10 protein-coding genes are annotated in these 12,796 nt (G+C 71.4%); 5 read left to right on the forward strand and 5 right to left on the reverse strand.

The window, feature by feature from the left end; translation table 11 throughout:
* Window positions 1-89 precede the first annotated feature (89 nt).
* The 5 genes from hpf to mtrA all read right to left on the reverse strand — a co-directional run bounded on the left by hpf (window position 90) and on the right by mtrA (window position 6,409).
* Complete coding sequence (hpf, locus tag FNH21_RS02205; protein ID WP_152811990.1) at window positions 90-824, reverse strand: ribosome hibernation-promoting factor, HPF/YfiA family; 735 nt, start codon at window positions 822-824, stop codon at window positions 90-92.
* Between the two features lie 107 nt (window positions 825-931).
* Window positions 932-2,017, reverse strand: a complete 1,086-nt coding sequence (locus tag FNH21_RS02210) for a ComF family protein (protein ID WP_152811992.1) — start codon at window positions 2,015-2,017, stop codon at window positions 932-934.
* 61 nt (window positions 2,018-2,078) lie between these two features.
* Entirely contained in the window at window positions 2,079-3,824 is a 1,746-nt protein-coding gene (locus tag FNH21_RS02215; RefSeq protein ID WP_152811994.1) for an LpqB family beta-propeller domain-containing protein, read from the reverse strand.
* The gene (gene mtrB / locus FNH21_RS02220; RefSeq protein ID WP_241742702.1) at window positions 3,814-5,595 is read right to left on the reverse strand and encodes an MtrAB system histidine kinase MtrB; all 1,782 of its coding nucleotides are present in this window, start codon (window positions 5,593-5,595) and stop codon (window positions 3,814-3,816) included. Before mtrB ends, FNH21_RS02215 begins: the two co-directional genes overlap by 11 nt.
* A 136-nt stretch (window positions 5,596-5,731) precedes the next feature.
* A complete protein-coding gene (gene mtrA / locus FNH21_RS02225) occupies window positions 5,732-6,409 on the reverse strand; it encodes an MtrAB system response regulator MtrA (RefSeq protein WP_152811996.1) in 678 nt (225 codons plus the stop codon).
* 201 nt (window positions 6,410-6,610) lie between these two features.
* On the opposite strand from mtrA, the gene FNH21_RS02230 reads away from it, so the two are divergent.
* From FNH21_RS02230 to FNH21_RS02250, 5 genes are all read left to right on the forward strand, one after another.
* On the forward strand, window positions 6,611-8,107 hold the full coding sequence (locus FNH21_RS02230; protein ID WP_152811998.1) for a DUF7847 domain-containing protein: 1,497 nt from the start codon (window positions 6,611-6,613) through the stop codon (window positions 8,105-8,107).
* A 42-nt stretch (window positions 8,108-8,149) separates the two neighbouring features.
* A complete protein-coding gene (locus FNH21_RS02235; protein ID WP_152812000.1) occupies window positions 8,150-8,821 on the forward strand; it encodes a DUF4129 domain-containing protein in 672 nt (223 codons plus the stop codon).
* Window positions 8,822-8,916: 95 nt separating this feature from the next.
* Window positions 8,917-10,203 carry a DUF4350 domain-containing protein gene (locus tag FNH21_RS02240; protein ID WP_152812002.1) on the forward strand — a complete coding sequence of 429 codons (1,287 nt, stop codon included), beginning with the start codon at window positions 8,917-8,919 and terminating at the stop codon, window positions 10,201-10,203.
* Entirely contained in the window at window positions 10,200-11,276 is a 1,077-nt protein-coding gene (locus FNH21_RS02245; protein ID WP_152812004.1) for an AAA family ATPase, read from the forward strand. Before FNH21_RS02240 ends, FNH21_RS02245 begins: the two co-directional genes overlap by 4 nt.
* Before the next feature lie 57 nt (window positions 11,277-11,333).
* Window positions 11,334-12,626 carry a DUF58 domain-containing protein gene (locus FNH21_RS02250; protein ID WP_191931530.1) on the forward strand — a complete coding sequence of 431 codons (1,293 nt, stop codon included), beginning with the start codon at window positions 11,334-11,336 and terminating at the stop codon, window positions 12,624-12,626.
* Window positions 12,627-12,796: the final 170 nt, after the last annotated feature.

Here is a 12,796-nt window from a genome sequence, read left to right on the forward strand (position 1 = left end):
CAATCTCCCGCACGGAACTGCCCCCGCGCCGGGCGCGGAGGCAGTTCCTCGTCGTCGTGGTGGGGCGGCGTGCCGACCCCTGAAGTGGGCTAGGCGGTGGCGGCTTCGCGCGCCCGGTACGCCAGCAATTCCTCGTGGGGTTCCTCGGTGCCCTCCGCGCACTTGGAGTCGAGCGTGATCACGCCGTAGGTCCAGCCCTGCCGTCGGTAGACGACGGACGGAGCTCCGGTGGCGGAATCCACGAAGAGGTAGAAGTCGTGACCCACGAGTTCCATGTTGTCGACGGCGTCGTCGAGGGTCATGGGCGTCCCGGAGAACACCTTGCGGCGGATCAGCACCGGCGAGTCCCCGGCGGGCACGTCGTCCGGCGACGAATAGGTATCGACGTCCTCGGTCTCCGCCGCCGGTTCGTGGGAGGTCGGCGCGATGACCGGCGTCTCGAGGTAGATGGGCTGCACCGGATCGGCGGGCTCGAGGTCGGCCGTCGCGACGCGCACCGCGAGCGGGGTGTGCCGACCGTGGTGGACCTTCCGCCGGTCGCGCGCCCGGCGGAGGCGCTCGAGGAGCTTGGCGTAGGCGAGATCGAAGGCGGCGAACTTGTCGCCCGCCGAGGCCTCGGCCCGGACGACAGGGCCCCTGCAGAGCACCGTCAGCTCGACCGTGAGCGAGGTGTCCGCCATGCGTGCGCTGGGTTCCTTGGTGATCTTGGCGTCGACGCGCTGTACCTTGTCGCCGAGCTGCTCTATCTTGTCGATCTTCTCCGTCGCGTACTCACGGAAACGGTCCGATACCGCCAGGTTCCGACCATTGATCACAAATTCCATGGTGCCCTCCACATCGCTAGGTGACACGACGGCGGCCGTGGCGTTGTGCAGAGCCGCCGCCGACGGGTACGTGTCGTCACTGTGTGGTACCCGTACTTCACGGTAGTTCACGGCTGTTCTTTATTCACCCCTCCACGCTGCAAAACTTCCGGTAGCTTGCTGGGTGTCCCCCGGACCGGCCCCGGCGCCACCGTGGTACTGCTGCCCGGTGTCCGAGCAAACCCGCCGGACGGGCGGACAGGGGCGGTACCGGCGGGCGAGGAGGTCGCAGCGACCACGACCGCTCCCTGGACGCGGGCCCCTCCGGCGTGCAGCACCCGGTACATCTCGTTGATGGTCGCGCCCGTCGTCAGGACGTCGTCGACGATGATGCAGGAGCTGCCCGGGACACGGTGACGTGCCGGTCCGGCCAGCAGCATCGTCCCCAGGACGTTCGACCTGCGCCGCCGCCGGCCCAGACCCTTCTGCCCGCCCTGCGGTCCTGCACGCAGCGCTGCCACGGTGGCCCGCGCGAGTGCGCCGGCCCGACGCCCGCGCCGGCCGATCCACCATCGCGCAGGAGATGACCGTTGCCGGACAGCCGGGGTGACGGCGGTCCCCGCCGGGAGCGCCCCCGTCCGCTCGAGCCTCCTGAGCAGGATCATCAGTGGTTCGTACCCGCGACGGCGCGACGACGAGGAGCGGCTCGGCACCGGTACCAGCAGGACGGGCGACGGTGTGCCCGATCCCGGCGCCATGAGCCCTCGGACCGCCTCGTGCAGTGCGCCGGCGAGCGCCGCGGCGACCGGCGGACCCAGATCGACGTGCCCGTGGTTCTTGAAGGCGAGCAGGACCCCCGATACCGCGCGGCCGTAGCGACCGGCGGCGACGACCGGCAGCGGTCCGACCTCGATGGACGCAGGAACCGCCCCCGCCGCCCGTCCGCGTCCCGGCCGCAAGCCCCGGCCCGCGTCGTCGGCGGCGATTCCGACGGGGACGTCCGGCAGGGATTCCGCACCGGCCTCGGCGCGATACGGCCGGGACGTCGCGCGCCGGAAGACGGCGCGGCAGGCGGGACAGAGCGAGGTGTCCCACCGGCCGCAGAGAACGCAGGACGACGGCATGACGAGAGCGACGAAGGCCGTGACGGCAGACCCGACGCGGACAGAAGGGCGGGCGAAGACGAGTCGGTCCATGAGTTCACCGGGATGCATGCTCCGAGCCCATCATGGGGCCGTCCCGACAGCAGCGGCGGACGGCCCTATGTGGACACACTCACCCCGGGAACGCGGGGTCCCTGACCGCCAGTTCCTCGTTCACCCAGCTCGTCACGATGCGTCGGTAGAGGGAGCCGTCAGCCTGCGCATAGAACGTATCCTCGGCGTCCGACCCGGCACTGATGCCCTCCACACCCTCGAGTGCGGCCATCTCCTCCACCTCGCCGTCGAGGTGCAGCACCACCGGGATGGCCTCCTCATCGGCCCCGATCGACGAGGCGACGATCGTGCTCTGCCCCGCCCACCTGGCTGTGTCGACCGGACCGGGAACAGGCATGCTCACCGGTGTGGTGAGCCCCAGCGGTGCGCCCTGCGCCGACCGCGTGATGCCCGCGAGCAGGATCTCCCCCGCCCCCTCGCGCTCCGTGACGACCAGGGCACGGGAACCGTCACGCGAGACGCGCAGGTCCTTGACGGCCCGGTCCCCGAGCCACCCCGCGGCGAGGAGGACGGCGTTCTCCTGCGTGCCGCCCGGCGGGACCGCCAGGACCTCGCTGCCCGCCCCGGCCGAGCGCGCCGTCCACAGCCAGTTCTCGGGGTCGAACGAGGGCTGGGTCAGGCCGGCTCCTGACAGGACCTCACGGACCTGGCTGCCCGGAGCAGTCACGAAGAGGGCGGACCTGTCCGCGGCCACGAAGGAATAGGCGCTGCCGGAGACGGACGTCGCGGGGTCGACGGGATCGTACTCGGCGACCGAGGGTAGACCGTCGATGGCGACGATCCCTCCGTTCCGCACCCGTACGAGTTCGTCGTCCGCGATGGCCACCTGCTCGCCCCCGACATCGGGCGTCCGTTCGGGGGTCACGAGGTCGGGAGCACGATCGCCGAGCTGGATCGGCTGTCCACTGGTCATCTCGACGGACGTGACGTCGTTGAGTCCGACGAGGTTGGCCTCAAGTTGCTGATTCATCTGCTGCAGCTTCAGATCGGTCGCGTTGTCGAGGATCTCGGGCGAGAGTTCCACCGAGGCCCTCCCCGAGGTGATGGGGATCGAATCCCGGGCGAGGGTGACGCCCTCGGGGAAGGCGCTGGTGACCGCTCCCTGCAGATAGGGCGCGGGTCCGGCGAGCATGGCCTGGACGATCCGCGCCGTCACGCCCGTCCGCCGCACGAACCAGCGGGCGTCCGGCACCCAGTAGCGGTAGTTGCTGCTGTAGAAGGAGAGGCTGTGCGAGGTCAGCAGGTCTCTCGCGCTGCTCTGCGCGATCATGATGCCGTCCGGGATCTCATCGATGCGCCACTCGCCGTCGGCCTCGACCATGCGGACCCCGAGGGTCTCCGTCGACGGTCCGGCGCTGTTGGTCCGGACGCCCCGCGCGTCGACGGTCCCCGTGGTCTCGAGCTGGATCTGGTAGACGCCGTCGGTCTCACGCTTCTCGACCCGAGGATCACCGCGGAACAGGACGATCCGCTCCTCGGGCTGCCAGGTCTCCGCCAGTTCGGCGGTCAGGAACTGGCGAGCCACACTGTAGCCTCCACCCGCTCCCGTGCCCGCCCTGATGAAATCCTGCAGGACGCGCTCGGGCGTGGCTCCACTGGACGGCCCCTGCGGGTCGAAGACGGGCGCCACGACGTCGGGCTCCCCCTCCGACGCGGAGATCACACCGACGGGGCCCGACGTCGGGATCGCCGAACACCCGGTGACCAGCAGGACGAAGGCCAGGAGCGCCGAGACGGCTAGCCCGGTCAGGCGCGGCCTCCGCGCGTGTGCGGCGCCGCGGCCCCACCGACGATCAGTGTCCACTGCCGTGCCCTTCGTCGTCGTCCTGCGGTCGCGGCTCCGGAGCGTGCGCACGGGTGCCGCGTCCCTGCGCCGCGCGCTGCGGGACGGAGGCGGAAGAAGGCGGCAGCGCGAGGGGGGAACACGCGAGGTCGGTGCCCTGATGGCGTGGGAGGGTCAGGCGGAAGCAGGCTCCCGCGGCGGGCTCCCCCCAGGCCTCGAGCCAGGCGCTGTGCAGCCGCGCGTCCTCCATGGCGATCGAGAGCCCGAGCCCGCTGCCGCCCGTGGTGCGGGCGCGGGCGGGATCAGCGCGCCAGAACCGGTCGAAGGCGCGGGAGGCCTGCAGCGGTGTCATGCCGATGCCGTGGTCCCGCACCGCGACGGCGACGGCTTCCGGGTTGCTCGCGATGTGGACCTCCACGGGCCTGCCCTCGCCATGCTCCAGCGCGTTGACGATCAGGTTGCGGAGGATGCGGTCGATCCTCCTCGCATCGGCGTCGACGATGCACATCGACTCCCCGGACACGATGACGAGGTCGGAGCCGAGCCGCTCTGCGAGTGGACGAGCACCGTCCATGGCGTGCTGCGCCAGCTGGACGATATCGACCGATTCGGCCTCGAGCACCGCCGCGCCGGCGTCGAAGCGGGAGATCTCCAGGAGGTCCGCGAGGAGCGCCTGGAACCGCTCCACCTGGTCGAAGAGGATCTCGGCGGAGCGCTTGTTGATCGGGTTGAACTCCTCACGCGCATCGTGAAGGACCTCGGCTGCCATCCTGACCGTCGTCAGCGGTGTCCTCAGCTCGTGCGAGACGTCCGAGACGAAACGCTGCTGCATCTGCGACAACTGTGCGAGCTGGGTGATCTGGTCCTGCAGGCTGCCCGCCATGTGGTTGAAGGAGGCGCCGAGCCGCGCCACTTCGTCCTCACCCGTCACCTCCATGCGCTCCTGGAGTTCGCCGGCGGCGAGCTTCTCCGAGACGGATGCCGCGTAGCTGACCGGCCGTACGACGCTGCGGGTCACGTACCAGGCGATCGCGCCGATCACGATCAGGAGCACGACGCCGGCGAGCCACAGCACACGGTGGATGTCGTCGAGGGTCGACTGCATGGTCGAGAGGTCGTAGTAGACGTAGAGCGCGACGGGATTCTGCTCGGGAGGGAGCGTCACCTGGGTGCCGAAGGCGAGGCCGGGCGCGTTGGTCGCCCCGCTCTCCGTCACCGGGATCACCATCGGCGCCCAGTAGATCTCCTCGCCGTCCGCGACGGCGGCCTGCAGATCGGGCGGCAGCATGCGCGCGGTGGCCCCCGCCTGGCTGGTCGTCGTCGAGACGACGGAGCCGTTGTCGGTCGGCAGCGGCACCAGGATGGACTGGCGCGGCGCATCGGAATCGGTGCCCACCAGCTGGGTCACCGAGTCGAGGACCAGGCGATTGATGGTGTCGGTGTCGGTCGCCGACGAGTTGCGGAACACCGCCTTCTCGTCGTCGAGCGCGTCCGATGCCTCGGCGCTGAACTGGTCGAACCGCTGATCGTAGAGGGCGTTGGTGATCTGGTTGGACAGGAACCCGCCCACGGCCACGAAGGACACGGAGGTCAGCAGCATCGTCGCGACGACCGTGCGGAACTGGAGGGAGCGCCGCCAGTGGCGGGACACTGTGCGGTACGCGGTGCGGGCTCCTCCCAGCACCCCCTGCGCGGGGCCGGACGCGGGGCCGTCGTTCGACGGGGAGGTCGTTGCCGGAGCGGTGGCCCCGACCTCGTCGACGACCTCCTCGACGGTGGTGGACGCGCCCAAGGATCCGGGAGCAGTCCTGCCGGAGTCACCGAACGAACGCTCGACGGCGGCACCGGTCACCCGCGGGGCGGTGGTCGGTGTCGCGTCGACTGAGGACTCGGAGGGGACGTCGGCGCGCGCGTCACGCCCTCCCGCGTCAGCCCTGCCCGGCCTTGTAACCGACACCACGCACCGTGAGGACGATCTCGGGCGCCTCGGGATCACGCTCGATCTTCGAACGCAGCCGCTGCACGTGGACGTTCACCAGCCGGGTGTCCGCGGCATGGCGATACCCCCAGACCTGCTCGAGCAGCAGTTCGCGGGTGAAGACCTGCCATGGCTTGCGCGCCAGGGCGACCAGCAGGTCGAATTCGAGGGGAGTCAGGGAGACGCGCGTCCCCGCCCGTGTCACCTCATGCCCGGCGACGTCGATGCTGACGTCGCCGATCTTCAGTGTCTCGGGCGCCTTCGACTCCGCGGGCCGGAGCCTGGCACGCACGCGCGCCACGAGCTCGGCGGGCTTGAAGGGCTTGGGGACGTAGTCGTCGGCTCCGGATTCGAGTCCGCGCACGACGTCGGACGTGTCCGACTTCGCGGTCAGCATCACGATCGGGAGGTCCGACTCGGCGCGGATCTGCCGGCACACCTCGATCCCGTCGATGCCGGGGAGCATGAGGTCGAGCAGGACCAGATCGGGGCGGGTCGAACGGAAGACACCGAGCGCCGCGGACCCGTCGGCACAGAACACGGGGTCGAACCCGTCGTTCCGGAGGACGATGCCGATCATCTCGGACAGGGCCTCGTCGTCATCGATGACCAGTATGCGAGCCTTCATCCCCCAATACTGTCCCATCATGGGCACAAAGTCCCACCAGCCCCACCGGAAGGGAGCCGGGTCGTGTCCCCGTCGAGCGGAGCGGACCGCGCGATGGCCGCCCCGCGCGGCGCGCTCCTGCACATCCGCGTCACCGCTCACTATGATGCTCGTGGGGATGCTGAGTCCATGCCTCCCGGCAGCGCCGTTCGAGGGGATGCGATGAGTGATCAGGTAGACGGTCGGCAGGACGACGGGGGCGACCCCGGGCGCGCGGAGCACCGCCGCGACACCGGCGCCCCGGATCCTGCGGCACGACCGGCCGGAGGATCCTTCGACCCCCCGGCGTCGCCGTGGCACTCACCCGGCGGCCCGAGCCCTTCCCCCACACAGGCCGCAGGTCCGTCCTACCGTCCGGACACCGAGAACCACGGACCGTACGGCGAGGCACTGACCAACCCAGGTCCATACGGTCAGGCACCCGCAGGTCAGGGTTCATACGGGCAGGCACCGACCAACCAGGGACCGTACGGTCCGGCACCCGCGGGTCAGGGTTCATACGGGCAGCAGGGCGCGTGGTCCGGGACCTCCGCGCCCGGTCCGATCTCCTCTCCCTCCCGTGGATGGGGCAACCAGTACCCGGCACCGGGGCCTGGGCAGGGTGGTGGACCGTACGGCGGACCCGCGTACCATTCGGGCCAGTACCAGGCGCCGCCCAAACCGGGCGTCATCCCCCTGCGTCCGCTCGGGCTCGGCGAGATCCTCGACGGTGCCTTCCAGGCCTGCCGTAAGAACCCCGTGGCCACCTTCGGGATCGCGATCCTCCTCCAGGCCGTCGTCGCCCTGGTCACGGTACTGCTGCTCGGCAACCTCTTCTCCTCGATCGAGGTGCTCGACCAGCCGAACCCTTCGACGGATACGATCATCGGCGCCGTCGCCGGCCTGGGGGTCTTCGCGTCGATCGCCGGCGTGGTGTCGGGCGTGGCGCTGCTCGTCCTGCAGGGGATCCTCGTCATCCCGATCGCCCGAGCGGTCATCAACCAGAAGACCACCTTCGGCCAGGCCTGGCGGCTCGCCCGGAGCCGGCTCCTCCCCCTCCTGGGCTTCGGCCTGCTGTCCTTCGCGGCGGGCCTCGCCGGCCTGCTGCTGCTCGTCGGCATCTCGGTCCTCGCGATCGCAGGGCTCGAGGAGTACTCGCCGCTGGTGATCGTGCCGCTCGTCCTCGGTGCCGTCGCCGTGCTGATCTGGGTCAGCATCAAGCTCGTCGTCGCCCCGGCGGCTCTCATGCTCGAGGGGACCGGTCCCTGGACCTCGATCAGGCGCTCGTGGCGGCTGACGCGCGGCAACTGGTGGCGGACCTTCGGAATCGTGATCCTCACCAGCATCATCGTGTCCATCATCGCCTCGGTCATCTCGACGCCGCTCACCTTCGCGGTGTCGCTCTTCTTCGGCTTCAGCGCCAGTTCCTCCGCGACGCCCGACGCCCTCGACTCCCTGCCGGTCCTCGCCGCGACGCAGGCCATCACCGCACTGTTCACCGCCATCGGCTACGCCTTCCAGGCCGGCGTCACCTCGCTCCTCTATGTCGATCTGCGGATCCGACGCGAAGGGTTCGATGTCGTCCTCATGCGCGAGCACGAGCAGGCCGGCATCGCGCCCTCGGACGCGCTCCCCGGGGGCACGACCGCCTTCGGCCACCAGCCGGGCGGACGTTCCTGATGCGGTCGGCGGGGGACGCGTGACGACGCCGCGGAGCAGCACATGATCCCACCCGTACTGCCGTCCCTGGGCCTCGCCCCGGACGCCGACGAGGCGCGCGGCCTGCTCGAGGACGAACTGGCGAAGACCGTGTACGTCGAGGCCCAGCCCTCGATCTTCGAGCGGATCCTCACCGACCTCCTCCGCGGGATCGCCCGCCTGTTCGACGGCATCGGCAGCCTCGGCGCAGGACCCGGCACGCTCGTCCTCGCGATCGGGGCCGCGCTCGTCATCGTGGTCGCGGTCGTGCTCATCAAACCCCGCCTCAATGCCCGCGGGCGCACCCCGGATGCCGCGGTCTTCGACGACGCCAGGCACCTCACCGCGGCACAGCACCGCGACCGGGCATCGGCACACGCGGCCGGCGGGGACTGGAACAGGGCGGTCGCGGACGTGCTGCGGGCCATCATCCGTGCGTCAGAGGAGCGGGTGGTGATCGCCGAACAGCCGGGCAGGACGGCGACCGAAGCCGCCGTCCAGCTCGGCGGGGTCCACCCCGCGCTCTCCCCGGACATCGCCTGGCTCGCCGACCTCTTCAACGAGACCCATTACGGCAACGGCACGGCGACGGGCGAGCAGTACCGGCGGGCGTCCGCGCTCGACGCGAGCTTCTCCTCAGCACGCCCGGCAGCGTCGCCGGGTCACGGCGCCGACGTCCTGGCGGCACCGCGGTGACGCCCCTGGCAGGAACCGGATCCGGTGCTGGCAGCGCTGGGCCCGCATCCCGTCCGGCGGCGCCCTCCGGAGGGACCGAGCCACCCGCACGGCGGATGGTTCACGGTCCGGGCGGCGAGATCATGGGGGACGGCGGAAGCACGCTGGGCACGGCGCGCACCCGCGCCCGCCGTGCCCTCCCCCTGCTCGTCGGCGCCCTCGTCCTGGCGCTCATCCTCCTCGTCAACCTCATCCCCGGCTCGGAGGAGGACGATCGCCCCCTGTCCCCCGGGAATCCCGGCCCCGCAGGTGCCATGGCTGTCGCCGAGGTCCTGTCCGCCGAGGGCGTCGACGTCGTCCACGCGACGTCGTTCGAGGACGCTCTCGACGAGCTGTCGGCCGGTCCGGCCACCCTGTTCCTGAACGATGCCCAGCAGTACCTCAGTGCGGATCAGGTGGCCGAACTCGAATCCGCCTCCGATCGCGCCGTCCTGGCCGCGCCCGGTGACCGCCAGCTCTCGGAACTGGCGGACGGGTTCGCCGTCGTCGGACCGGCACCCGTCGGACTCGCCGGGGACGCCCCGCCCGTGGCGGCGCAGTGCGCCGACCCGGACGCGACGGCAGCGGGCCGCATCACCGCAGCGGGAACGGCCTACGCGGGCAGCACGGAATGCTTCGCCGTCGAACTCCCGGGCGCTGCGGACGGGCCGGCAGGAGGCACTACCGACCAGGACACCGACCAGGACACCGACCAGGACACCGACCAGGACACCGACCAGGACAGTGCCAGGACCGGCGGCCTGTACGTCACCGGCAGCAGCGGGCGGGTCTCCGTGCTCGGCGCGCCTGAGCTCCTGTCCAACGGCTCGATCACCGAGGAGGGCCACGCGGCGCTGGCGCTCCGCGCCCTCGGATCCTCCCCGACACTGGTCTGGTACGAACCCACCGGAGCGGACATCGTCTCGGTCGGTGAGGGCATCGATCCGCTGACCCTCCTTCCGCCGTGGGTGAATCCCCTGCTGCTCTGGCTTCTCGCCTGTGCAGTGCTGGCGATGCTCTGGCGCGGCAGGCGCCTCGGTCCGCTCGCCACCGAACCGCTCCCCGTCGTCGTCCGCTCGGCGGAGACCGCGGAAGGACGTGCGCGCCTCTACCAGGACGCACGCTCGGTGGACCACGCGGCCCGGAACCTCCGCGCCGCGACACTGGCCCGCGTGGCCCGTCGACTGCGCGTCGACCGCTCGGCGTCACCGCTGGAGGTGGTGGACGCAGCCGCCCGCCACACGGGCCGGCCCCGGGTCGAGCTGGAACAGCGACTGCTCCATCACACCCCGACCTCGCACCGCGACCTCGTGCACTGGGCACAGGAGATCCTCGACCTCGAGAAGGAGATCACGTCATCATGACCGACACACCCGGCCGGCAGGACGCTTCCCGGAACTACCCGACGGCCGCCTCCGGAGGGTCCCACCCGGCCACCCGTCTGGCCGACCGCCCGGAGACGGAGCAGGGCGTCGAGACCGAGGACAGCCGGTCCGCGCGCGCGGCGCTGCTCCGGGTCCGCAGCGAGGTGGGCAAGTCCATCGTCGGGCAGGACGCCGCCGTGACCGGACTGCTGATCGGTCTCCTCGCCGACGGCCACGTGCTGCTCGAGGGTGTTCCCGGCGTAGCCAAGACCCTGCTCGTGCGGACGCTCGCAACTGCCCTCGACCTGGACACGAAGCGGGTCCAGTTCACCCCGGACCTCATGCCGGGTGACATCACCGGATCGCTCATCTACGAGTCCGCGACCTCGGAGTTCACGTTCCGCGAGGGCCCCGTCTTCACCAACATCCTGCTCGCCGACGAGATCAACCGGACGCCGCCCAAGACCCAGGCTTCACTCCTGGAGGCCATGGAGGAGCGCCAGGTATCGGTCGACGGCGTCTCCCGGGCGCTGCCGACGCCTTTCATCGTCGCGGCCACCCAGAACCCGGTCGAGTACGAGGGCACCTATCCCCTGCCCGAGGCGCAGCTGGACAGGTTCCTGCTCAAGCTCACGCTGCCTCTGCCCGGCCGGGAGGACGAGATCGAGGTGATCCGCCGGCACAGCGTCGGCTTCGACCCCCGCAACCTCGGTGCCGCCGGGATCCGTGCCGTCGCGGACGCCGGTGACGTCGACCGTGCCCGGGCGGCGGTGGACGCCGTGTCGATAGCTCCCGAGGTCCTCGCCTACATCGTGGACCTAGTCCGTGCCACGCGCAGCTCGCCGTCGTTCCAGTTGGGCGTGTCACCGCGCGGCGCCACCGCCCTGCTCAACACCTCGCGCGCCTGGGCCTGGCTCTCGGGCCGGACGTTCGTGACGCCCGACGACGTCAAGGCCCTCACCCTGCCCGCGCTGCGCCACCGCGTGGCCCTCAGGCCGGAGGCACAGATGGACGGGGTGGAGGTCGACGACGTCCTCGGCAGCATCCTCGGTACCGTCCCCGTCCCCCGGTAGACCGACCCCACCGCAGGGCCGCCGCACGGACCGTGCGGGGTCCGAGAGGAGTTCACCGTGGTCATCACCGGCCGCTTCGTCCTGCTGGCGCTGCTCGGCGTCGTGCCCGTCGTCCTGTTCCCGGGCGCGACGTCGATCCTGCTGTGGGCCGCCCTGCTCGCCGTCCTCGCGGCGGCGGACGCAGCACTCGCCGCGTCGCCGAGGCGTGTGGGCATCGTCCGGACCCTGCCGGACAGCGTGCGGCTCGGCGAGGAGTGCACCAGCGCGCTCGTGCTGCGCAATGACACGGCGAGGAGGCTGCGTGCCACCGTGCGGGAGGCCTGGCAACCGTCTGCCGGCGCACGCGATCCGGAGCAGCGCGTCGTGGTGCCGCCGGGCGAGGCGCGGCGGATGTCCGTGCTCCTGCAGCCCTCCAGACGCGGGATCCTGCGGGTCGGCGCCGTCACCATCCGCAGTTCCGGCCCGCTGGGGATGGCGGCGCGCCAGCTGGCCGTTCCCGCTCCGGGCGTCCTGCGGGTCCTGCCCCCGTTCAACTCCAAGCGCCACCTGCCCTCGAAGCTGCGCCGGCTGCGGGAGCTCGACGGGCAGTCCGCCGTGCAGATCCGGGGTGCGGGCACCGAGTTCGACTCCCTGCGTGACTACGTGCGGGGCGACGACGTCCGATCGATCGACTGGCGCGCCACGGCACGCCGACGCGACACGGTCGTACGGACGTGGCGCCCGGAGCGGGACCGTCGCGTCGTCGTCCTGCTGGACACCTCGCGCACGTCCGCTGCGCGGGTGCTGGACGAACCCCGGCTGGACACCGGGATCGAGGCGGCACTGCTGCTGTCCGTGCTCGCCGAGCGGGGCGGCGACAAGGTGCACTTCCTGGCGTTCGACCGCAGGTTGCGCGCGCGCGTCGACTCGACGGCGAAGGGCAACCTCCTCAGTTCCCTCGTGACGGCGATGGCGCCCCTGGAGGCGGAGCTGATCGAGGCGGACTGGTCCCGGGTCCCGGCGCAGGTACGCGCGGCGTCGGCGCACCGCTCGCTCGTGGTGCTGCTGACGTCCCTCGACGCGGGCGCGGTGGAGGAGGGCCTGCTGCCGGCCCTGCCCGGCCTCACCGAACGCCACGTGGTCGTGGTGGCGTCGGTCCGCGATCCGCGGCTCGAGGAGATGCGGGACGACCGGACGACGGCGGCGGCGACGTTCCGTGCGGCCGCCGCCGAACGCGCCCTGCTCGATCGCGCAGCCGTGGCGCAGCAGATCCGGTTGCTGGGGGCGGAGGTCGTGGACGCCGTGCCGTCCGAGCTGCCGCCGCAGCTGGCCGACGCGTACATCCGCCTCAAGGCCGCCGGCCGGCTGTGACGGGATTGCCTGTCCGTCGAGGCGCCCGGGGTACGCCTCGCTCCCCCCGTGCGATGCGCGACCGCCTGGTGGACGCGCTCGGTGCGGAACCCGAGGTCCCGGGCAGCCCCCGGCTGCGCACGCACGCACGGCCCACCGTGCGCGTCATGGTTGACTGGTTGTCCGAGCGA

This window comes from Arthrobacter bussei (genome assembly GCF_009377195.2).
GTDB classification, from domain to species: domain Bacteria; phylum Actinomycetota; class Actinomycetes; order Actinomycetales; family Micrococcaceae; genus Arthrobacter_D; species Arthrobacter_D bussei.